This is a genomic window from Curtobacterium sp. LFS079 (assembly GCF_047977865.1).
Classification (GTDB): Bacteria; Actinomycetota; Actinomycetes; order Actinomycetales; family Micrococcaceae; genus Arthrobacter.
The window spans coordinates 195032-216830 of sequence record NZ_JBFPFO010000002.1 but is presented as its reverse complement, the minus strand read 5'-3'; the positions used below and the strand labels follow the sequence as shown (position 1 = coordinate 216830).

General features: G+C 67.4%; 17 protein-coding genes. 7 read left to right on the top strand and 10 right to left on the bottom strand.

What is annotated here, in order from left to right:
• Window positions 1–62 precede the first annotated feature (62 nt).
• From ACNQPB_RS04330 to ACNQPB_RS04320, 3 genes are all read right to left on the bottom strand, one after another.
• Window positions 63–3989 carry an NPCBM/NEW2 domain-containing protein gene (locus tag ACNQPB_RS04330; RefSeq protein WP_498749400.1) on the bottom strand — a complete coding sequence of 1309 codons (3927 nt, stop codon included), beginning with the start codon at window positions 3987–3989 and terminating at the stop codon, window positions 63–65.
• Between the two features lie 205 nt (window positions 3990–4194).
• Window positions 4195–4851: a response regulator gene (locus ACNQPB_RS04325; RefSeq protein WP_498749398.1), complete on the bottom strand. Its 657-nt coding sequence runs from the start codon at window positions 4849–4851 to the stop codon at window positions 4195–4197.
• On the bottom strand, window positions 4844–6172 hold the full coding sequence (locus tag ACNQPB_RS04320; RefSeq protein ID WP_498749396.1) for a sensor histidine kinase: 1329 nt from the start codon (window positions 6170–6172) through the stop codon (window positions 4844–4846). Before ACNQPB_RS04320 ends, ACNQPB_RS04325 begins: the two co-directional genes overlap by 8 nt.
• Before the next feature lie 204 nt (window positions 6173–6376).
• Here ACNQPB_RS04320 and ACNQPB_RS04315 point away from each other — a divergent pair, with 204 nt between their 5' ends.
• Window positions 6377–7498 (top strand): ABC transporter permease, encoded by a 1122-nt coding sequence (locus ACNQPB_RS04315; protein WP_498749394.1) that lies wholly within the window; start codon window positions 6377–6379, stop codon window positions 7496–7498.
• A gap of 50 nt (window positions 7499–7548) precedes the next feature.
• Complete coding sequence (locus ACNQPB_RS04310) at window positions 7549–8241, top strand: ABC transporter ATP-binding protein (protein WP_498749392.1); 693 nt, start codon at window positions 7549–7551, stop codon at window positions 8239–8241.
• On the opposite strand, the gene ACNQPB_RS04305 is transcribed toward ACNQPB_RS04310, so the two are convergent.
• Window positions 8238–8642 carry a winged helix-turn-helix transcriptional regulator gene (locus ACNQPB_RS04305; protein ID WP_498749391.1) on the bottom strand — a complete coding sequence of 135 codons (405 nt, stop codon included), beginning with the start codon at window positions 8640–8642 and terminating at the stop codon, window positions 8238–8240. The two genes, ACNQPB_RS04310 and ACNQPB_RS04305, sit on opposite strands and share 4 nt — an antisense overlap.
• An 82-nt stretch (window positions 8643–8724) precedes the next feature.
• Here ACNQPB_RS04305 and ACNQPB_RS04300 point away from each other — a divergent pair, with 82 nt between their 5' ends.
• Window positions 8725–9330 carry an NAD(P)-dependent oxidoreductase gene (locus tag ACNQPB_RS04300; RefSeq protein WP_498749389.1) on the top strand — a complete coding sequence of 202 codons (606 nt, stop codon included), beginning with the start codon at window positions 8725–8727 and terminating at the stop codon, window positions 9328–9330.
• A 94-nt stretch (window positions 9331–9424) separates the two neighbouring features.
• Window positions 9425–10123 carry a YceI family protein gene (locus tag ACNQPB_RS04295; RefSeq protein ID WP_498749388.1) on the top strand — a complete coding sequence of 233 codons (699 nt, stop codon included), beginning with the start codon at window positions 9425–9427 and terminating at the stop codon, window positions 10121–10123.
• Window positions 10124–10126: 3 nt separating this feature from the next.
• Here the strand turns inward: ACNQPB_RS04295 and ACNQPB_RS04290 are convergent, their stop codons facing one another.
• The 6 genes from ACNQPB_RS04290 to ACNQPB_RS04265 all read right to left on the bottom strand — a co-directional run bounded on the left by ACNQPB_RS04290 (window position 10127) and on the right by ACNQPB_RS04265 (window position 17060).
• The gene (locus tag ACNQPB_RS04290) at window positions 10127–11584 is read right to left on the bottom strand and encodes a phytoene desaturase family protein (RefSeq protein WP_498749387.1); all 1458 of its coding nucleotides are present in this window, start codon (window positions 11582–11584) and stop codon (window positions 10127–10129) included.
• A complete protein-coding gene (locus ACNQPB_RS04285; protein ID WP_498749385.1) occupies window positions 11577–13058 on the bottom strand; it encodes a glycosyltransferase family 87 protein in 1482 nt (493 codons plus the stop codon). Before ACNQPB_RS04285 ends, ACNQPB_RS04290 begins: the two co-directional genes overlap by 8 nt.
• Window positions 13059–13195: 137 nt before the next feature.
• Complete coding sequence (locus ACNQPB_RS04280) at window positions 13196–13330, bottom strand: hypothetical protein (RefSeq protein ID WP_498749384.1); 135 nt, start codon at window positions 13328–13330, stop codon at window positions 13196–13198.
• A gap of 687 nt (window positions 13331–14017) precedes the next feature.
• Window positions 14018–14911: an SMP-30/gluconolactonase/LRE family protein gene (locus tag ACNQPB_RS04275; RefSeq protein WP_498749382.1), complete on the bottom strand. Its 894-nt coding sequence runs from the start codon at window positions 14909–14911 to the stop codon at window positions 14018–14020.
• Between the two features lie 65 nt (window positions 14912–14976).
• Window positions 14977–15519, bottom strand: coding sequence for a histidine phosphatase family protein (locus ACNQPB_RS04270; protein WP_498749940.1), 543 nt, complete (start codon window positions 15517–15519; stop codon window positions 14977–14979).
• A 41-nt stretch (window positions 15520–15560) separates the two neighbouring features.
• On the bottom strand, window positions 15561–17060 hold the full coding sequence (locus tag ACNQPB_RS04265) for a CCA tRNA nucleotidyltransferase (protein WP_498749381.1): 1500 nt from the start codon (window positions 17058–17060) through the stop codon (window positions 15561–15563).
• Window positions 17061–17255: 195 nt separating this feature from the next.
• Here ACNQPB_RS04265 and ACNQPB_RS04260 point away from each other — a divergent pair, with 195 nt between their 5' ends.
• From ACNQPB_RS04260 to ACNQPB_RS04250, 3 genes are all read left to right on the top strand, one after another.
• Window positions 17256–17756, top strand: coding sequence for an NUDIX hydrolase (locus ACNQPB_RS04260; RefSeq protein WP_498749938.1), 501 nt, complete (start codon window positions 17256–17258; stop codon window positions 17754–17756).
• A 28-nt stretch (window positions 17757–17784) separates the two neighbouring features.
• Complete coding sequence (gene murJ, locus ACNQPB_RS04255) at window positions 17785–19824, top strand: murein biosynthesis integral membrane protein MurJ (RefSeq protein WP_498749379.1); 2040 nt, start codon at window positions 17785–17787, stop codon at window positions 19822–19824.
• 143 nt (window positions 19825–19967) lie between these two features.
• Window positions 19968–21773, top strand: a complete 1806-nt coding sequence (locus ACNQPB_RS04250; RefSeq protein WP_498749378.1) for an ABC transporter substrate-binding protein — start codon at window positions 19968–19970, stop codon at window positions 21771–21773.
• Window positions 21774–21799: the final 26 nt, after the last annotated feature.

The window sequence follows — 21799 nt, the reverse complement described above, 5'->3', positions numbered from 1 at the left end:
GGTTTCCCGGAGGGCAACCACCCGCCGTCGTACCTAAGCAGCGGGGACTCAGCCGGCGAGCCTTAGGGCGCGCAGGTGAACTTCGCGTCGCCCCACACTCCGTGGGCTCCGTTGATCGACCCCGACGGCTCGACCACCAGTTCCACATATGCCGCACCGCGAAGGTCCACGGTGACAGCTTCCGGGGCGAAGCCCGGAGTGTAGGTGCGGGACTGGTACTTGTTCACGCCGTCGGCGTTGACCTTGAAGATGATGTTGCCGCCGAAACCGCTCTCCAGCCCCACCTGCGAGGTGAAGGAGGAGCACTTGCCGTCCAGGTAGTAGGTGATCCGGGACAGCGCGTGCACGCCCAGGCCCTTGCTGTAGCGGGGCTGCTGGCCCGTGGCGGGATCGGTGTAGTTGATGGCGAGCGGCTTGTCCGGGGACGTTGCCGAATCCTTGTTGGCCACGTTGATGCCGATCACGCCGTACCCGTTCACGGCGTCCACCCACGGGGTCTCCGAAGCATAGACAGTGCCTCGCGGCGCCTCCGGGAGGGGCTGGGTGGTGACCTTCCAGTCGAAGAATTTCACCCGCGTATCGGTGGGCAGGGTGACGGAGGCCAGTTCCTTGGTGGGGTTAAGGCGCACCGTGTTGGAGAAGGCCTGGTACTTGTACTGCGTGTATTCCGGGGACGGCCCGTTCGCGTTATTGCGGCCCATCTCGGAGACCGCAACGACTGCTCCGTTCAGCGCGCTTGGCTGAAGCCAGTTGGGGAAGAAGATGGACTGCTTCTCACTGGATCCGTCCGTGTATGTCAGGGTCAGCACGGGGCTGGTGCCGCCGCCCACCGCCGCCGAGCCGAGCACGGCCAGGTGCGTTCCCTTGCCGTTCAGCGCGATGGTCTGCCCGGAAAGTGCGACGGCGTTGGGGACGTCAGGACCTGCCGCCGGCCAGGTGTAGTCCACCTGCTTCGGGGTCCCGGCGTTCACGGTCACCGTGCCGCCCGGCCGCACCCCGCCCGCCGGAACGGGCGCCGTGGCTAGCTGTTCGGCTGCGAAGGTGGCCCCGCCGCCGTCGAAGTTTCCCAGAGCCTTGTTGGCCACGGTGGTGACGGAGATGTTGTTATACGCCGCGGCGAGGGAGCCGTAGGCGACGTAGATCTGGTTCGCTCCGGCGATCGTCTGCGCGGTGCCGTCCGCGGCGGTGTACGACGCCGAGAAGCGGACGGTCTGCGGGCCCGCCTTCGCGCCGGAGCCGGGTGAGACCACGAAAGTCGCTGTTGCCGAGGCGCCGCCCGGAACGGCACCCGCGGTGTCTGCGCTGGCGCTCTTGACGGTCCAGCCCTCGGGCAGGGACGGGGTGATCCTGACGTTGGACTTAGTACTCTTGCCGGTGTTGACGAATTCGGCCGTCACGGTGGTGTCCTGGTCCTGGAAGACCTGCTTGCCGGTGGTGACGCGGAGCTCGGCTGCGCTGGCTTCCTGGCTGGCGCCACCCAGTGGCCCCGCCTGCTTGAGGAGTACGCTGGCGGACTTGTCCGAGGCGATCACGCCGGCCTTGACGTGGATGGTGCCGTTGTTGGCGGGGTCAAAGTACCAGCCGGTGCTTGCGGAGTCGAAGGCTTCCTTCCCGGCGAGCTTGGGCAGGAGTGTGGCTCCCACCCGGACCTCGGCCGGAGCGGAGCCGGCGTGGACCGTGAGCCCGTATGGCCGGGCAGCGGCTTTGCCCGTGTAAGCGCCGGTCCGGGCGCCGATGGTCACGGACACCGTGCCGGGGCCGTAGTCCGGGGCCTCGACGTCGAAGCGCTGGCGGGAGCCCTTGCCGTCCTTGTATTCGCGGGTCACCTTGTCGTCCTCGTACAAGGTGAAGCTGCTCTTGCCCTTGGCGTAGACGTCCAGGGTGATGGGCGAATCCTCGGGAACCAGGGAAGCGTTGCGGGCCACGATGCCTTGCGGCACCACGGCGCCGGCCCGGACGAAGACGGGGAGCCTGTCCAGCGGGGCGTTGTAGCCGTTGAGGATCTGGCCGCCCTGGTAGAGCTTGCCGGTCCAGTAGTCCACCCACTGCTGGCCGGCGGGCAGGAAGATGCCGTTCCGCACGTCGGTCTGGGTGAAGACGGGTGCCACCAGGAAGTCCTTGCCGAGCATGAACTGCTTATTGGCCTCGTCCCCGTAGGACCACTGCTGTTCCGGGAATTCCAGGGCCATGGAGCGCATCATGGACACGCCCGTGGATGCGGATTCCTGGGCCAGGGTGTAGATGAAGGGCATGAGCTGCTGGCGCAGCTGCAGGTATTTGCGGTTGATGACGGTGGCCTGCTCGCCGTAGAGCCAGGGCCGCTTGTCCGTGGCCGCCCAGCCGGACATCGAGTAGAGCGCGGGCGCGAAGGCCTTCCACTGCAGGTCGCGGACGTACGACTCGGGGGAGCCGCCGAAGATGCCGTCCACGTCGCCGGTGGTGAACGCCAGCCCCGAGTTGCCGGCTCCGGTGAGGGCCGAGACCTGCCAGCGGACGGCGTCGAGGTTTCCGGAGTGGTCGCCGGTCCACTGCATGCCACAACGCTGGGCGCCGGCCCAGCCTTCGACCATGAGCGCGGTGCCGCGGGCATCGGAGTACTGCTCGATGCCGTCATGCGCGGCTTCGCAACCGGTGAGGGCCTGCCGGTAGCCCTGTCCCACCCAGGCGACGTCGAGCTTGCGCAGCCGCACGCCGGCTTCGCCCACCTCGTAGGCCTGGTTGGTCAGGGAACGCTGGGTCCAGAGGCCTACCTTGAGGTCGGTTTCCCGTTCGATGTTGGCCACGGTTTCCGGCAGTTGCTGGTATTCGCAGCCGTAGCCGTCGTTGACCAGCATCCAGCCGGCGGGCATGTCGTTCTCCACGAACTTGCGGGCTGTTTTGATGGCGTCCGGGGTGCGCTGCTTGGCGCCGTCGGGGTCGCCGTAGCCCGAGGAGGAGTACCCCGGGTTGGAGCGGTTGTAGCAGTCGGCGTCTCCGTATTCGAGGGCATAGACCGGCGGCATCATCGGCTTGCCGGTCAGCGTGGTGTACGCGCCGAGGGACTGCTTGTAGTCGCCCACGAAATAGTAGGCGTCGAAGCGCCTCTCCTCGTGGGTGGTGCTCGGCTGGCCGCCGAAATCGTAGGAGCCGCGGGCGAAGGTGTTGCGCAGCACCCCGTAGCCCTTGGAGGACATGTAGTAGGGCACGGCGTTGGGGTAGCCGTCGTCGTCCCAGTCGAAGTTCCGGGCGATGTTGATCAGGGCGCCGGTGTGCACGGAGCGGCCGTTCTGCATGCCGCCGCCGATGAACTGCTCGCCCTGTTGGGGCTGCAGGTGCTGGGTGGCGGACTTGGCGCCGAAGGTGATGGGGGCGGATTCGGCGAAGACCAGGGAACCGTCCGCGCGGCTGACCTTGAGCTGGGTGGTGGCCTTGTTGATTTCGAGGGTCACCTTGGGGGTCTTGATGGACAGCCACTCGCCGTCCGTCACCGTGGGTGTTGCCCCGGCGAACTTGTCCTTGCCCACCACGATGTTCGCGGTCCGTGCGGGATCGCCCTGGTCCGTGTTGGCGGGGTCGGTGAAGTTTCCGGAGGGGTCGGCTTCGACGCGGAAGTTGCTCTCGTCCAGGAAGGTCACGCGCAGGGCGCCGCTTTCCGCCGCGAGGTCAACCACGTTGTTCTTCTGCGTGAAGCCGGTGATCCCGCCCAGGGGCACACCTGCGGCGTCCACCGGGACCTCGGGGGTGACCGCCTTGACGGCGGCGGGGTCTCCGGGCGCAGCAGCTACGGCTCCTGGGGCGGCTCCAGGGGCGGCAGCGGCGGCTCCGGCGAAGCTGAGCGCCGGAATGCCCGACGCGGCGAGGAGGGACGCCAGCGCAAGCGCGGTGGTCTTTTTCCTGAGGCAGCCCGGAGTTCGCTTGGGTGTGCGGGCCGGGGCTTTGGTCAGGGTGCCGGGCTGCGAATGTCCGGACGGGGATTTTCCGGGCAGGCCCGATGAGGGTGACGACGACATGGGACTCACTTTCGAGGATGACTTTTTATGATCTAACTCACAGTGAAACGTTCACTAATCGTCACGGCGAAACGGGGCCAGGTCAAGCGTTTCACCAAAATTGCACTGCCATTCCGGAAGGGAACGCACGGGTTATTCCGGCGTTTTCCGGCGCCCGGGGCCTCAGGACAGGTGGGTCTCAGGACAGCTGGACCTTAGGCGGGCCTCAGGCGTCGCGGATGATCCGCCGTTGACGGGCCACGGCAATAGCGGCGGTGCGGTTGTCCACACCGAGCTTGCCGTAGATGTGCACCAGATGTGTCTTCACCGTGGCCTCGGAAATGAAGAGCTGCCGCGCGATGGCCCGGTTTCCCAGCCCCGTGGCCAGGAGCTCGAGGATCTGCAGCTCACGCGGGCTCAGGGCCGTCTCCGGATTCCGGATGTGGCCCATGAGCCGGGCTGCCACGCCCGGTGCCAAGGCAGTCTGGCCGGCCGCCGCGGAAAGCACGGCCTGGCGGATCTGCTCGGGCGGGGCGTCCTTGAGCATGTACCCGGCGGCGCCGGCTTCGACGGCGGCCAGGATGTCGGCGTCGGTGTCGTAGGTTGTCAGGATCAGCACGGGCGGCGGGGGAGTTCCGGCGTCGCCGGCCTTGATCCTTCCTGTGGCGGTGGCACCGTCCATCCCGCTGCCCATCTGCAGGTCCATCAGGACGAGGTCCACCGGCTCGCCGAGCGCGTTCAGCCGCGAGAGCTCCGCCAGGGCGGCACCGCCGTCGGCCGCCTCTGACACCACAGTGACCCCGTCGAAGTCGGCCAGCATGGCACGGAGCCCGGCACGGACCACGGGGTGGTCGTCCACCAGCAGCACGCGGATGTCAGGCACCCGGCCGGCCCCCTTCAGTAAGCGGCAGCCGGATGGCCACCACGGTTCCTTCGCCCGGCGCCGATTCGACATCCAGGGTTCCGCCCAGGGCATGCAGCCGCTCGCGCAGGCTACTGAGCCCCACCCCGCTGCCGTCGGCCCGCGCGGCAGCGGCGGGCAACACGGTGGCGGGATCGAAACCCATGCCGTCGTCGTAGACGTCCATGGTGACCTCGGCGTCCAGGAAGGACAAGGTGACGACGGCGGTCCGCGCCTTGGCATGTGCCCAGACGTTCGCAAGGGAAGACTGCGCCGCCCGGAGCAGGGTGGCCTGGTACGCATTGGGCAGCTCGCTGGCCGTGCCGTCGAGTTCGAAGCGGCAATGCAGCGGGGTACCCCGGGCTGCGGCCTCGCTTTCGGTCTTGGCGCACAGCCGCCGCAGGGTCTCCACCAGCGTCGACTGCTCAAGGGCGGGCGGCCTGAGTCCGCGGACGAAGTTGCGGGCCTCATCGAGGTTGGCGGCGGCGGTCTCCTGCACGGTCTGCAGGCGGCTGCGCACGGTCTCCTGGTCCCCTGCGTCGAGCGCCTTCGCCGCCGAGCGGCCCATGAGGACGATGCTGGAGAAGCCCTGGGCCAGGGTGTCGTGGATTTCGCGGGCAAGCCGTTCCCGCTCGGCCAGGACCCCGGCGTCGTGCTGGCTCCTGGCGAGTTCGGCACGGGTGCGGCGCAGTTCCTCGGCAGCGCGCCGCTGGTTCTCGGCTTCGGCGTAGAGCGCCCGATAAGCGAGCCCGGTGACCACGGCGAAGGCCGCACCGAACACAGGCCCCAGGACCATCGCGAGCTGCATGCCGCCGTCGCCGTCTCCATTTCCAGTGCCGCGGCTGTGGAACCACAATGCGCCCACCAGCAGGGCCGTGCTGGCGCCGATGGCGGGCAGGGCCCAGCGCAAGGGAAGCAGGTGCAGCTGCAGGAAGAACAGGGGGAAGGCCACCCAGGCGAAGTCGGAACTGACTATCAGCAGGAGCAGCCACAACAGGGTCACTGCGCCCAGCCAGCGCAGCGCGAAGGGATTCGGGTCGAAGCGGGCGGGATCGGCCGAGTGGCGTTTTTCAAGGATGGTGCCGGCAAGGTACACGGCCGCGAGCACCAAGGAAAGCACCAGGCCCGCACCCAAGGCCACGGGCGAGGCCGGGCCGGCCACCAGCCGGACCACCGCCACCAACAACAGCACGGCGAAGCCCACATGCAGGCTCACCCGGAGGACGCGCAGGACCAGCGCCGTGCCGCCCGGGTTCTGCCCCCTCCCGCCTTGCGGGCCCCGGGGCTCCTGCTGTTCCTCCATGCCTTCCAGACTAGCCACCGGCACCGACGGAAAGGCGCCGATTCCCGCGCCGGAGCGGCCGAATCAACCAATCGGTTGATCCGCCCCTCAACCCCATGGTTCCGCCGGATCAACCGCGTGCGCGATGTTTCCCGGCCCCGCCGCGGACAGAGTGGAAGCAGAAACAAACCGCCCCGCGATCCGGGGCATGAACGAAGGATTCCGATGTTCCTCGCGCTCCGTGATCTCCGCTTTGCCAAGGGCCGCTTTGCCCTCATGGGCAGCGTGGTTGCCCTGATCACCCTCCTGCTGGTCATGCTGTCCGGCCTGACCGCCGGCCTTGGCAACCAGTCCACCTCGGCCATCGCGGCACTTCCCGCAGACCGGATCGTCTTCGGCGCCCCGCCCGGCGGCGAAGCCAAGGCCTCCTACACGGAATCCGAAGTCACCCCGGAGCAGCTCAGCAGCTGGCGCGCGCAGCCGGGCGTCTCTTCGGCCGGGGCGCTCGGGATCAGCCAGAGCCGCTTCCAGTCCCTAGGCGACGACGGCGCTGCCCGCGGCACCTCGAACGTGGCCGTATTCGGCAGCGACGGCACGGTCCTGGCAGGAGAAACCGCCGCTCCGGCGGACGTCACGGACGGCACCGACGTCACGGACGGCACCGTGGTCATCGGCGAAACCCTGGCCAAGGAGCTCGGGCTGGCTGCCGGCAGCAGCGTGGCCGTCGCGGGCAACAAGCTGACGGTCTCCGCCGTGGTGCCGGATCAGTGGTACTCGCACACCGGCGTCGTCTGGACCACCCTGGAAACCTGGCGCAAAATTGCGCATGCGGGCCCCGGTGAGGCCACCGTCCTGGCGGTGACGTTCGACGCCGGAGCCTCCGTGGACACCGATGCTGCCGACGCCGCGGCCGGCACTGTCAGCGCCACACCCGGCGGATCCTTCCAGGCCCTGGGCTCCTACAAGAGCGAGAACGGCTCGCTCATGCTGATGCAGGCATTCCTCTACGGCATTTCCGCGCTGGTCATCGTGGCCTTCCTGACGGTCTGGACCGTGCAGCGCACCCGGGACATCGCGGTGCTCAGGGCCCTCGGCGGTTCTACCGGATACGTCCTGCGCGATGCCCTGGTGCAGGCCGGAATCGTGCTCCTGGCCGGCGCGGCGGCAGGCGGAATCATCGGCGTAGTCGGTGGTTTCTTCGCGGCCCAGGCGGCCCCGTTCCTGATCACGCCGATGACCAGCATCCTGCCCGTTGCGGGTGTCGTGGTCTTGGGGCTGGCGGGGGCCGTTGTTGCCGTCCGCGGCGTCACCAAGGTGGATCCGCTCCTCGCCCTCGGCGGCAACTAGGCCGGCCCTGTTCCAGCCATCCCGCAAACATTCCCTGAAAGGCATATAACGTGACCACTCCGCTCAGCCTCGTAAACGTCACCCTCGACTACCCGGACGGCGGCTCCACCATCAAAGCCCTCGACGCCGTCAACCTCACGGCCGCCGCCGGCGAATTCCTCTCCCTCGTGGGCCCCTCCGGCTCGGGCAAATCTTCGCTGCTGGCCGTTGCGGCAACCCTCGTCACCCCGACGTCCGGCCTGGTGCTGATCGACGGGCAGGACGCCACCGCACTCGGCGCCAAGGAGCGCACCGCCCTGCGCCGCGACACGGTGGGCATCATCTTCCAGCAGCCGAACCTGCTGCCGTCACTGACCGCCGTCGAACAGCTCCTCGTCGGTGAGCACCTGCGCGGCAGGCCGCTGCGCGCGGCGCGTGGGCGGGCCGCGGAACTGCTCGACGTCGTCGGGCTGGCCGGCGAGCTCAACAAGCGGCCGCACCAGCTTTCCGGCGGGCAGCGCCAGCGGGTGAACATCGCCCGGGCGCTCATGGGGAGCCCACGGGTACTTCTGGTGGATGAGCCGACAGCAGCCCTGGACATGGAGCGCAGCGAGGCGATTGTGCGGCTGCTGCGGCGGGTCACCGATGAATTCTCGACGGCGACCCTCATGGTCACGCACGATACCGAGTTCCTGCCGCTCACGGATTCCGTGCTCAGCATGCGGGACGGCCGGCTGGGGGCGCCGGTGCGGAACGCCGCTTAACCCAGCAGCGCTTCGTCCTGCGCGTCGTCGTAGGCGTCCCGCGCGGCGAGGATGGCGGGTACGTTGCCCTCCGCCCAGTTCCGCAGCTGCGCCAGGGGCTCCAGGAGGGAGCGGCCCAAATCCGTCAGCTCGTAGTCCACGCGCGGGGGCACCTGCGCGTGGATGGTGCGGGTCACCAGGCCGTCGCGTTCGAGGGAGCGCAGGGTCTGGGTGAGGACCTTCGGGGTGATCACGCTGACCATCTTGCGCAGCTCGGAAAAGCGCACCGGGCCGTCCTCCAGCACCTGGACCACCAGCGACGCCCACTTGTCGCCGATCCGCTGGAAGATCACCCGCGAAGGGCAGTCGGGGTCCAGGACGTTGGCGGGCAGGCCGCTGCTGCCGCTTGCAATGGTATCCACAGGGTAACTCAGTTCCTTTGAAGCTATCAGTATCAAATAGATACTGTCTTTCCATTGCAAGATTAGCAACCCGAGGAGAGACATGAAAATCGCAGTATATGGCGCCAGCGGCATGGTCGGCAGCCAGATCGTCAACGAATCCCTCAGCCGCGGCCACGAGGTCACGGCCATCTCGCGCAAGGGCGCCGATGTCGAAGGCGCCCGCTCCCTCGCGGCGGACCAGGCAGACGCCCAAGCCTTCGCCGCCGTCGCGAAGGACCACGACGTCGTCGTGCTGGCGACGGGTCCCAGCCGCACCGGCGGCGACCACGGAGAATGGCTGGACGCCATGGCCACCGCCTTCAGCAACACGGAAGGCTCCCGCCTGATGATCGTCGGCGGCGCCGGCACGCTGACGATCGACGGCGTGCGCCTGCTCGATTCCCCCGAATTCCCCGAGGCCTACAAGGCGGAAGCCACCACTGCCGCCAAGGCACTCGAGCTGGTCCGGCAGACCCCGGACACCGTGGACTGGACCGTCCTGGCCCCGGCGCCCCTGATCCAGCCGGGTGAACGCACCGGCCAGTACTCCACCGCCAAGGATTCCCCGGCGGGCACCAGCATCTCCACCCAGGATTACGCAGTGGCGATGTTGGACGAGATCGAGACGCCGGCGCACCGCCGGGCACGCTTCACGGCTGCCAACTAGCTCCCATCTAGCTCACATCGCCGCGGTCCGGGAACTTTCCGGGCCGCGGCGTCGTGGTTTACGTGAACATTCAAGTACATCGGGAGGACGACCCTTGGCCGGAAAGAAACGAACCTGGATCCTGCTTGCCGTAGCCGCGGTCGCGGTCCTTGCAGCCCTCGCTGCCATCTTCGGCCCGCAGCTCTACGCGCAGTCCCAGGGCCCGGCACCCGCGCCCCTTTCCGTGGCCAGCACCTCCTCCGCGCCTTCCGGCGCAGCGTCCAGTCCTAACGCCACCGAGGACGGCACGTGGAACGTCGCCTCCGCCTCCCAGGCCGGTTACCGAATCAAAGAGGTCCTCAACGGCGCCAACGTCACCGTCGTCGGGCGGACCGAAAAGGTCACGGGTTCCGCCACCGTTTCCGGCACCCGACTGACCAAGGCAAGGATCGACGTCGACGTCGCCAGCATCGCCACGGACAGCGGCAACCGCGACAACTACTTCCGCGGCACCGTCATGAAGGCAGATACCTTCCCGACGGCGGCCTTCACGCTCACTTCGCCCGTGACCATCCCGGCACTCAGCTCGGCCCCTGCCGCCGTCGAGGCGAAGGGAACCCTTGAGCTTGCCGGCCAGAAGCGCGATGCCACCGCCAAGCTGCAGGTGGTCCGCGACGGTGCGAAGGTGTCGGTCTCCGGCACGATCGACCTTGTCCCGGCGGACTTCGGCATCACTCCGCCCGACCTGGGCTTCGTGAAGGTGGAGAACACCGGCAGCGTGGAGTTCCTGGTGAATCTGGAGAAGGCCGCCTAGACCCTAGCCAGCAAAGCCCAGCTCCGGCACCGGCAGTCCGAAGACGTCCTTCAGCGCATGCCGGGCCGCGTGGTATCCGGGCATGCCGGTGACGCCCGGCCCGGGCGGAGTCGAGGACGAACACAGGTACACCCCGCGCAACGGCGTCCGCCATGGCACCGTGGACAGCACGGGGCGCCGCAGCAGCCCGCGCACGTCCATCAGGCCGGCCCCGAAGTCACCGCCCACATAGTTCGGGTTGTACGCGGCGAGCCCGGCCGCCGTCGTCGTCTTCCAGCCGACCACCAGATCGCGGAATCCGGGCGCGAAGTTTTCGATCCGCTCCATCACGGCGGCGGACATGTCCACCGTGGAACCCTTGGGCACATGGCAGTAGCTCCACAGGATCTGCCGCCCGTCCGGGGCGCGGCCCGGGTCCACCACGGAAGGCTGGGCCACCAACACGTATGGCGCAGAGGGGTGGCGGCCTGCGGCCACTTCGTTCTCGGCCGCGGCCATCTCGGCACGCGTCCCGCCCACGTGGACGGTCCCGGCGTCGCGCAGTTCACGCGCCGCCCACGGCACCGGGCCGGACAGGATGAAGTCCACCTTGCAGGCAGCATTCCCGAAGCGGAATGTTTCCAGGGCGCGCCGGTACCGTGCGCCCGGTGCCCCCGCCAGTGCGTCGCCGGCGATGCCCAGCAGCTCAGGCGGTGCCACGTCCAGCAGCACCGCCCGGGCGGGCCGGAGCTCCTCGAGGGAGCGCACCCGCACGCCCTGTTCGAAGATTCCGCCGTGGGCCTCGATATCGTGCACCATCGCATCGACGATCGCCCCGGAACCGCCCACAGGCACGGGCCAACCGCCGACGTGGGCCAGGGTGCTCAGCATGAGCCCGGCGCCGGCCGGAACCAGCGACGGCAAGGGGCCGACCGCATGCGCCGCCACGCCCGTCAGCAGTGCCGGTGCCGCGTCCTCTAGAAAGCGCCGGTTCCACCACGGTCCGCCCTGGGACAGCGTGGCCAGGCCCAGGCGCACAGCCGCCAGGGGATCCGCGGGAATCCGAAGGAGCTGGTTCTGGGACACGTCCAGCATGCCCTCCACGTGCTCCACGAGCGGCCGCATCAGCCGGCCGTACGCGAGCCCGTCCGCCCCGAGGTTGTCCATGGTCTGCTGCAGCGAGCGGTACGCGAGGGCCGCCCGTCCGCCGTCGAGCGGCGTGCCGTACTGGACTTTCGGCAGCCGCAACTCCACGCGCTGTTCCAAGCCGAAGTCGCGGAAGAAGCGGGAAGCCAGGGCCATCGGGTGCACGGCCGAGCACACGTCGTAGACGTGCCCCGGCTCCAGCAGTTCCGCCGTCCGGGCGCCGCCGCCGAGCGCTTCCGCCGCCTCGTACACGCGGACGGCCAGCCCGGCGCGGGCCATCACCACCGCGGCGGCGAGGCCGTTCGGTCCGGAGCCGACGACGGCGACCTCAGCCATCGCGCCCGGCTTTCGTCATGGTGCGCCGCCACGGAAGCAGTGAGGCGGTCGGGCGCGCAAGATCCAGCCGCAGCCAGTCCCGGGCGCCGTCAAAAACGCCACCGTGCGGATCATCGATCCGCTTCAGGCGGATCGGGTCCTGCCAGGGGTCCCAGATGTCCAGGACGACCCTCACCATCAAATATGCCGTTGCGGCCATATGCAGCAGTACGGCAAGCACGTAGTAGGGCATGTCCAGGTTGTGCTGCGGCAGGCCGCCGCTGGTGTACTGCCCGAGGAACATCCACACAGCACCCCAGTGCAGCGCCTCGGCGGCCTGCCACAGCAGGAAGTCCCGCCAGCGTGGCCGGGCAAGGGCGAGCAGCGGCACCAGCCACAACACGAACTGCGGGGAGTACACCTTGTTCGTGAGGATGAATGCCGCCACGATCAGGAACACCAGCTGCGCCAAACGGGGCCGCCGCGGGGCGGCCAGGCCAAGCAGGGCGATGAACGCACATGCCCCCACGAACAGGTACAGCGCGAGCGAATTGATGGTGGCAGCCCCCAGCTGCATCCAGTGCAGCCGCTCAGCCACCAGGTTGTAGGCAAACCACAACGAGCTGAAGCCTGCCGGCCTGTCCTGGGTGAACTCGAAGAAGTAGCGCCAGCCCGCCGGGTTCATGATCGCGATGGGCAGGTTGACCACCAGCCAGCCGGCCGCCGCGGCCCCTGCAGTCACAAAGAAAGCGCGGAATTTGCCGCTGCGGATGGCCAGCACCAGCACCGCGCCCAGGGCGAGCACAGGGTAGAGCTTGGTGGCGGTCCCCAGGCCGATGAACACCCCGGCCAGGGCCGGCCTCTTCCGCGCGAAGAAGAACATGCCCACCGCGAGCATGGCCACGGCCCACATGTCCCAGTTGATGAATCCGGAGAGGACGATCCCCGGTGCCAGTGCCACCATGGCCGCGTCCCAGGGCCTGCGGCGGTTGATCCGTGCCGTCGCGAGGACCGTGACGATCCACACGGCAACCACCAGGCTTGCATTGAGGTCAAAGTAGCCCCGGGTCCGTTCCAGGTCCACGCCCGAGCCGGGAACCAGCAGTGCGGTGGCCCCGGCGATCAGTCCCATGATCACGGGGTATTCGAACAGGCTCTGCTGGTCGAAGAAAGGGATCACACCTTCACCCAGCCCGCGGCTGCGGAACAGTTCGGGGAAGTCCGAGTAGCACGTGGCGTAGAAGTGTGTGGGGGTTTCCCAGCCATTGACCCGGCAGTAGCCCTTGAGGAGAATCCCCAGCAATGCGGCGAGGACGGTGAAGATGACCAGCACGCGTTCAACGGTGAAGAAGCCGGGGGAAACCGCACCCGGCGCACTGTGGCTTCCGAGCGGCCCGCCGGCTACCTCAGTGAACTTCGCGAGGAAGGAATCGTTGCTGCTGGGAATCACAAAGCGCGCACGCTTCTGCCTGCGGTGCGGTTTGGTCTCCTGCATGGCTTCGAGCATACCGCCGGGCATGAGGCCTTAAAAGGCGGAAGCCCGCGCGTAGCCGCGCGGGCTTCCGGGGCGAACGGTCCGATGTGTGTCATCAGTCCCTCCTGACTACTGACTGTTGGGGTTCATGAAGGGCACTAACGGATGACGCCCATCTGGTGCAGGACGACATAGACGTCTTCGCGGCGCTGGTCCAGGAGTTGGCCGTTGAAGACCGGCTTGTCCTTGGCTGCAAGCTTGGCGATGAAGACCTCTTTGAGGCGCTTGACCACGTTTCACCTCCTTTCCTTGGTTCGAATTGCCTGGAATTGGGCATGACAAATAAGGCCCATGAATTCGGTGAAAACGGCGGACCTTATGGCAAATGAATGCCAGGCAAAATGCGGGTAAGTCAGCGGAATTAAGGAAGACCGACGGAATCCTGGGATTCCGGGGGAAATGGGCAGACGTCTCCAACAAGAAGCTGGTTCCGAACTATGAGGACTCTGCTCACCACGGCGATCGCATGGTTCCGCTGAGGAAGCTCCGCTTTAAGCGCCGGGCTGTGCGGTTCGTGGCGTACTTCTACCCCTGAAAATCAGCCTTCCATCCCGGGAAGGCGGTTCAAGTGTCGAGGCAGGCCGCGAAATACGTCAGGCCGAAATACGGAACCCGATGTGGCGGATTCCCGCGCGCATTCCGGAATGTGGGCGCCGGGCAGCGAAGGTCGGGGCAGCAGCAGAGACGGTCATCTTCCATCCGCTAGTCAAAGTAATCATTTTCCCAACCTCCTTTTCGCCTCGGACACCGCGCCGGCTGACTGGCCGGCACAACGCGCACCTTGTTCCCGGCGGGTCGCTCTGGGAACAAAAATAAAGCTACACCATGAATCCGGGGATTGGCCAGCTAATTCACGGGTAATTCCAAAAATAATTTACCGGGGTCGTGCCGGCCAGTGATGAATTGCCGGATTTTCCGGTTCAAATCGTTGACGCCGGGGCGGCCCTGCGGACGGCGTCCCGGGTGTTTGTTCGGATCCGGTAGAGGCTCGTGGTCGCCGTGATGTATAGGTCGTGGCCGTCCGGCCCCCCAAAGCACAGATTGGCTACCTTTTCCGGCACTTCGAGGGTGGCCAACAACTCGGCACCCGAGGAGTAGACCCGAACGGAGGGTCCTGCGGATGTCCAGATCCGGTCTTCGACATCCACACGGAACCCGTCCGAGGGATGATCGTCGTCGAAGCTGATGAAAGTGCGGCCGTTATGGCAGCCGCCGTCGCGCACGTCATACGCTGCGATCCGGTAGGTCTCGCCGTGGCTCGGTCCGGCAGTGTCGGCGACGTAGAGGACCGACTCATCGGCGGAAAAGGCGAGGCCGTTCGGGTGCACCAGGTCCGTGATCACTGGAACCAAGGCCTCGGACGCCGGCTGATACCGGAAGACGTAGCAGCCCCCGTACTCCTGATCGCCCTCATGGCCCTCCTTCGTGCCTGGCAGGATTCCGTAGGGCGGATCAGTGAACCAAACCCCCGAGTCCCGCGCAATCACGACGTCGTTGGGTGAGTTCAGCCGCCGACCACCAAAGGAATCCACCAGGCCGATCACCGTGCCGTCACTGTCGCGCTCGATCCGGCGCCGACCGTGGCTGCACTGCACCACGCTGCCGTCGGCGTCGAGAGTGCGGCCGTTGGTGAATTCCACATGCGTCGCGTATGCGCGGGTCTGAGCCGTTGCCGGATCGAACTCCAGAATCCGGTTGTTCGGGATGTCGCTCCAGCGCAGCGTCTGTGAAGAAGGCACCCAAACCGGTCCCTCGGCCCACGCGCAACCAGTGAACAGCCGCTCCAGCCGCCCGGTTACCAGCCCTTCCTGCATCGCAACTCCTCAGTTCGGCATGGCGGCGTTCGGCATGGCGGCGCCCATGTACTTCAGAAACGTGCCTAGAGTCCCCAGCGGATAATCGCGGGCGTCTTTTTGTCCCAGCCGAGGGTGCACACCTTCGCGGTTCCGAGAAGGAAATGCCGGCCCTCCCTGGCGTCCAATTCGAGCCAGCGGGCGGTGAGGATACGGGAGAAGTGGCCGTGCGCCACCACCAGCACGTTGTCCATCCCGGACTCCAGGACGCGAGCGATGATCTTGTCCGCACGGGCCGCCACCGAATCCAAGGTTTCGCCGTTGGGGACGCCGTCGGTCCAGATCAGGTAGTCCGGGTTGTCCTTCCGGATCAGGTCCGAGCTGATGCCCTCGTAATCGCCGTAGTCCCATTCGACGGCCAGCGGTTCGTGGACGGCGTCCGGGAACCCGGCAAGCTCAGCGGTGCGGCGGGCGCGGCGCAGCGGCGAGGTGAGCACCAGGTCGAACTCGATCCCTTCCAGGACCTTGCGGGCCTCCACAGCCTGCTGCTCGCCTTCGACGGTCAGGGGCAGGTCGGTCAGTCCGGTGTACTGTCCGCTCTTGGACCATTCGGTCTCGCCGTGGCGCATGATCCACAGCTGTGGACGGGAAATCTTTGCCGGGTCAATCACTAGGACTCCTCTGCGGGCGTGTCATTCGAAGGGTCTGCACTGGAAACTTCGACGGCGGAAACTTCGACGGCAGCTTCGGGCTGCTCAGCCCACCAGGCCTTGAGTTTCGCCACAGCGTCGTCGTACTCCAGCGGGCCGTATTCCATCCGCTGATCAAGGAGGAACTTGTAGGCGCGGCCGACGACCGGTCCCGGCGCCAGGCCCAGCAACCCCATGATCTGCCCGCCGTCCAGGTCGGGGCGGATGGCGTTGAGGGACTCCTGCTCGGCAAGGACGGCGATCCGCTGTTCCAGGTCGTCGTAGGCGAAGGACAGCCGGTCAGCCTTGCGCTGGTTCCGCGTGGTGACATCCGAACGGGTCAGGCGGTGCAGGCGCTCCAGCAGGGGGCCGGCGTCGGCCACATAGCGGCGCACTGCCGAGTCGGTCCAGCCGGCGTCGCCGTAGCCATAGAAACGCATGTGCAGCTCCACCAGGCGCGCCACGGCCTTGATGCTGTCGTTGTCGAAACGCAGCGCCTTCATGCGCTTGGCGGTCAGCTTGGCACCCACCACGTCGTGGTGGCGGAAGCTCACCGCACCGCCCGGTTCGAACCGGCGTGTCGCCGGTTTCCCGACGTCGTGCATCAACGCGGCGAAGCGCAGCACGAAGTCCGGGCCAGGCACGGGGCCGTCCGGACCGGTTTCCAGTGCGGCGGCCTGCTCGAGCACCTGCAGGGAGTGCTGGTACACGTCCTTGTGCCGGTGGTGCTCGTCGGATTCCAGGCGCAGGGCCGAAACCTCGGGGAGCACGTATTCGGCGAGCCCGGTGTCCACCAGCAGATCGATGCCAACCCGCGGGTGGGCCCCGTTGATCGTCTTCACGAGCTCCTCGCGGACCCGCTCGGCGGAGATGATCTTGATGCGGTCCGCCATTTCGGACATGGCCAGGCGGACGTCGTCGTGCACGGTGACCCCCAGCTGGGACGCAAAGCGGGCGGCGCGCATCATGCGGAGGGGATCATCGGAAAATGACGCCTCCGGGGCACCGGGGGTGGCCAGCTCGCCGGTGTGCAGGTCGCGCACGCCGCCGAAGGGGTCCACGAGTTCCAGGGAGGGCAGGCGCAGCGCCATGGCGTTGATGGTGAAGTCACGGCGCAGCAGGTCGTCCTCGAGCGAGGAACCGAAGGCCACCATCGGCTTGCGGGAATCGGGGTCGTAAGCCTCGGCCCGGTAGGTGGTGATCTCGATCTGGAAGCCGGCCTTCTTCATGCCGATCGTGCCGAATGCGCGGCCGATGTCCCAGAAGTTGTCCGCCCATTTCCTGATGACTGAAAGGGTCTGCTCAGGTGTGGCGTCGGTGGTGAAATCCAGGTCCGGCGAGGTCCGGCCCAGGAAGAGGTCGCGCACCGGTCCGCCCACCAGGGACAGTTCGAATCCGGCGTCAACGAAGCGCTGCCCGAGGTCCAGCACCACCGGGTCGAGCTTGAAGTTGACTGAAGAACTGTCCAATACCTGCGCCATAGTCCCTTAAGCTTGTCAGATTTTCCCGGCCCCATCACACCCGGTCCGGGCATCGGACCGGCGAATGCGGCGGCGCGTCACCGGCGGGCAACCGCGAGTCCATGTCCCGGTCATCAAGACCGGGCAAGAGTCGTTAGAGTGGACTTCATGGCCAACCCGATCCCGAGTGCTCCTGGCAGGAGGACCAACGCACCGTTGCCGTCGGCAATCGGTGCGCACGTCGCGCCCGCCCAGCACCCGGCCCAGGCCTCGCTTCCCACTGTGGAGGAAGTGTCTGCCGGCGGCGTCGTTGTGGACACGTCCGACGGCGAACTCCGGGTTGCGATCATCGCCCGCCTTAACAGGGGTGGCCGCCTCGAGTGGTGCCTGCCCAAGGGACACCCGGAGGGCAAGGAAAACAGCGAAGAGGCCGCAGTCCGCGAAATCGCGGAGGAAACCGGCATCGAGGGCGACGTCCTGGCCCCGCTTGGCAGCATCGACTACTGGTTCACCGTCAGCGGCCACCGGGTCCACAAAACCGTGCACCACTTCCTGCTCCGGGCCACAGGCGGCGAGCTGACAATCGAAAACGATCCCGACCAGGAAGCCATCGACGCCGCCTGGGTGCCCCTGCACGAACTGGCACGGAAGCTCTCCTTCCCCAACGAGCGCCGGATCGCTGATCTGGCCAAGGAAGTCCTGCCGGAACACCTCTGACCACATGGCTCATGGGACGATTAGGGCAATGTCTGCCGCGAAGAACACCCAGTCCGTCCAGTCCGGAGAAGCCCGTTCGAGCGCCATCATGGCCGCCGGGACCATCGTTTCCCGTTTCCTCGGCTTCGCCAAGACCTGGATGCTGGCAGTCGCCCTTGGCCTGGGTTCAACGGTCAATGACACGTTCATCAACGCCAACAACCTGCCCAACCTGATCTTCCTGCTGGTGGCCGGCGGCGTCTTCAACGCCGTGCTGGTGCCGCAGATCATCAAGGCCAGCAGAGGTCCGGACAGGGGAGCGGATTACATCAGCCGGCTCCTGACCCTCGCGGTGCTGGTGCTGCTCGGGCTGACCCTGCTGGTCACACTGGCGGCGCCCGTGGTCATCGATCTCACCACCCAGGGTTACTCGCCGCAACAGAAGGCCCTGGCGGTCACCTTCGCGTTCTACTGCCTGCCGCAGATCTTCTTCTACGGCCTCTACGCCCTGCTGACCCAGGTCCTCAACGCCAACGGCGCTTTCGGGCCCGCCATGTGGGCGCCCATCGTGAACAATGTGCTGGCCGTCGCCGGGCTGGGCATGTTCATCTGGATCCTCGGCGCCAACATCGATCACCCGCACACGCTGGATAACTGGGGTCCTTTCCAGACCTTCCTCGTGGCCGGCTTCTCGACCATCGGCGTCGTCGCCCAAACTGCCGTGCTGCTCATTCCGGTGCTGCGCCTGCGGCTCGGCCTGCGGCCGCGCTTCGGCTGGCGGGGCGTAGGACTGGGGCGGGCCGCAAAGCTGAGCGTCTGGACACTGCTGACCGCCGCCGTCGGGCAACTCGCGTTCCTGTACGTCATGAAGATCGCCACCATCCCAGGCGCCGAACGGCTCCGCCTGGAGCATGCCGGCGACCTCAAGACCGCAGCCACCCTGCCCGGCAATGCCGTGCTGGAGGTTGCCAGCCAGCTGTACCTGCTGCCGCACTCGATCATCGCCCTTTCCCTGGCCACCGTGCTCTTCAACCGGATGACCCATGCCTCGCAGGCCGGCAACCGGGCCGAACTCCGCGACGCCCTTTCGCACGGCCTGCGGACCATGGCGGTCGCCACGGTCTTCGGCGCCCTGGCCCTGTTCGCCCTGGCCGGTCCGCTGGGCATGTTCTTCTCCGGCGGCAAACCGCAGGACGGCGTGATGCTCGCCCAGACCCTGACCATCCTGGCCCTGAGCACGCCGTTCATGAGCGCCAACTTCATGATGTCGCGCGTGTTCTACGCCAACGAGGACGCCCGTACCCCGTTCTTCATCCAGGTCATCCTGGCCGCGGTGAACCTCGTGGGGGCCTTCGTCATCCAGTTCCTGCCTGTGGACCGGATCATCTTCGCGATCGCCGTGCTGTACACGCTCGGAAACATCCTCTCCGTAGTCATCAGCGTCGGATTCCTGCGCCGCCTGCTTGGCCACGTAGACGGGCCGCGGATCGCCAACTCGTACATCAGGATGGGCTACGCGGCGCTCGGTTCGGCCCTTGCCGGCACCCTCTGCCTGTGGTTGCTCGGCAGCTACCGGGCCGACGGTTTCGCCTGGAGCAGCCGCCCCGCCGCCCTGGTGACGATCGCCGTCGTCGGGCCCGTCATGCTCCTCGCGTACCTGTTCTTGCTGCGCGTCTTCCGCGTCACCGAACTGCGCGACCTCCTCCGTCCGCTGCTGGGTCGCCTGGGCCGCGGCGGTGCGTCCGCCGCTGCTCCGGAAACCCCGACGGCGCCGCGCGCCACCGTCTCCGATGACACCGGCCTGATTCCGCGCATCTCGGGCGAGTTCGACGCCGCATCCTTCCGTGCCGGTCCCGACCTTTCCTCCTTCGGTCCCGGCGGCGGGCAGGAACCGGAGGACGAGCACTCCGGGTGGACCCGACCGGCCCGGAGCTATCTCCCCGAAGAGGACCAGCCGGCAGGCGGACGCGGTTCCTTCTTCGGCGGTTCACAGCTCCGCCGCGACGCTCCGCTGCCCGGCCGGCGGACCCGCCAGGACCCGGCCGGCGGACCTACCCGTCGAGGGCGCAAGCACGGCCGCCGGGAGTGACTTGGCCGCACCAACACAGGGGTAGGGCAGCTCAATCGGCTAGGATCAGAAGCTGAGAGGTAGTTGCAGGCCACGGGTCGACCGGCTGACCGGGAGCCCCGGGGAAAGGGCAACGCAGCTGCCGGACAGCCTAGGAGGAGCCCGTGTCCCAACCGATCGACGTCGGATCAGTACTTGGCGGCCGCTACAAGGTCACCGCCACCGTGTTGACCTCGCACGACCACGATCTGGTACTCGACGGCGTCGACCAGGTCCTTAACCGGCCGGTCAGCATCCTGGTGGCCGGCCCCGGGAACGCCGAGCAACTTGCCCAGAGCGCCCGCGAGGTGGCAACCGGTGAGCGCCCCGGCAATGTGCAGATCCTGGACCTCGGCGTCAGTGAAAGCACCACCTACCTGATCGCCAACCACAGCACCGCTCCGGACCTCCTGGACCTTGTGGTCGCCACCAATCCTCCCTACGTGGAGCCGTTCTTCACGGACACCCTCGGCAGCGAGATCTTCGGGCAGGCCCGTTCGCACGAGCCTGAAACCTATGACGGACTGTACGACGACGAGGAACACGACGCCGCGTACATCAACTACGACGATCCCGGGAACTACGTCGCGGCTCCCGCGGACCGCTCCGGGCCGGCCGCCGCAGGACCGACCGTTCCGCCCATGCCCGCGTCGAAGCCCGCGTCCGCCGGTGGCCTCGGGTCGCGCCTCGCCGCCGCGGCAGCCGGTGCGGGGGCCGCCGCCGCTGCGGCTGCCTCCGCGGTGAAGAGTGCTGCCGGCAAGGCCGGTCCCGACACCGCGGACGGCAGCCAGACCGCCCATGACGACGCCGGCAGCCCGGTTCCTGCCGGTCCAGGCGATGCTGAACCCACGACGTCGGCCGCCTCCCAGGTGCCGACCGCCTCGCACAAGCACGCCGCTTCGCAGGGGTCTGCCGCTTCCCAGGGGACCGCGGCGCCTGCGCCGACGGCCGCCACGCCGATCGCGCCGGCAGAGAATGCGCAGCCTCCAGCCACGCAGGCAGTTCCCGCCACACAGGCTGTGCCCTCCGCTCCCGCCACGGCCCCGGCGCCGCCCCGCCGGACTCCCGCAGCGGAGCAGAGCGGAACCCCCAAGGTTTCCCTGTGGTCCGATGACGACCTCGCCGGGGCTGGAGCGGGCGCAGGTGCCGCAGGTGCCGCAGGTGCCGCAGAGGCCGACGCCCCTTACGACCGCGGTGCCAGCAACTTCCCGGCCTCGGCACGCACCCAGTCTGCCGACTACGAAGAAGACGACTACTACGAGGACGAAGAGCCGGTGCGGGAGCCCCGCTCCATGCGTTGGCTGGTAGGCGGCATTCTCGCGGCCGTCCTGGTCGTGGGCCTGATCCTCGCCGTCAACACCCTCGGCGGTCTGCTGGGCAACAACAACCCGCCGGCCGCCAAGCAGAGCACCGCACCCACCACCGCGGGCAGCGGCGGCACGGGCACGTCCGGCACCAATTCCAGTGCTCCGCCTGCAGCGGCACCTCCTTCCATCGAGGGGGTCACCCGCCAGGGCGACTTCGATTTCGCAGGTACCTATGACAAGGACCTCGCCAAGACCTTCGACGGCAACACAGCCAGCTTCTGGTCCAACATGGAATTCGCCACCGCCAACTGGGGCGGGCTTGCTCCCGACGGCGTCCCGCTGGTCGTGAAGCTCAAGGAACCTGCAGAGGTCAAGTCCATCACCCTTAGCCAGCTGGGCGCTTCCGGCGGAAGCATCAGCGTCTACACCAACGACCGCCCGGCCATGGACGGAGCCAAGCTGGTAGGGACGAACAGCTTCACCTCGCCCGAACTGACCATGCCGCTCAGCGCTCCGACTACGGCACAGTACGTGATCATCAACATCAAGACCCTGCCCAAGCTCGCCGCTCCGAAGACCCAGTTCGGCTTTGGCCTCCGGCTCGCGGAGATCAAGGTCCAGTAAGTCTGAACGCTCTGTCAGCGCCGGCG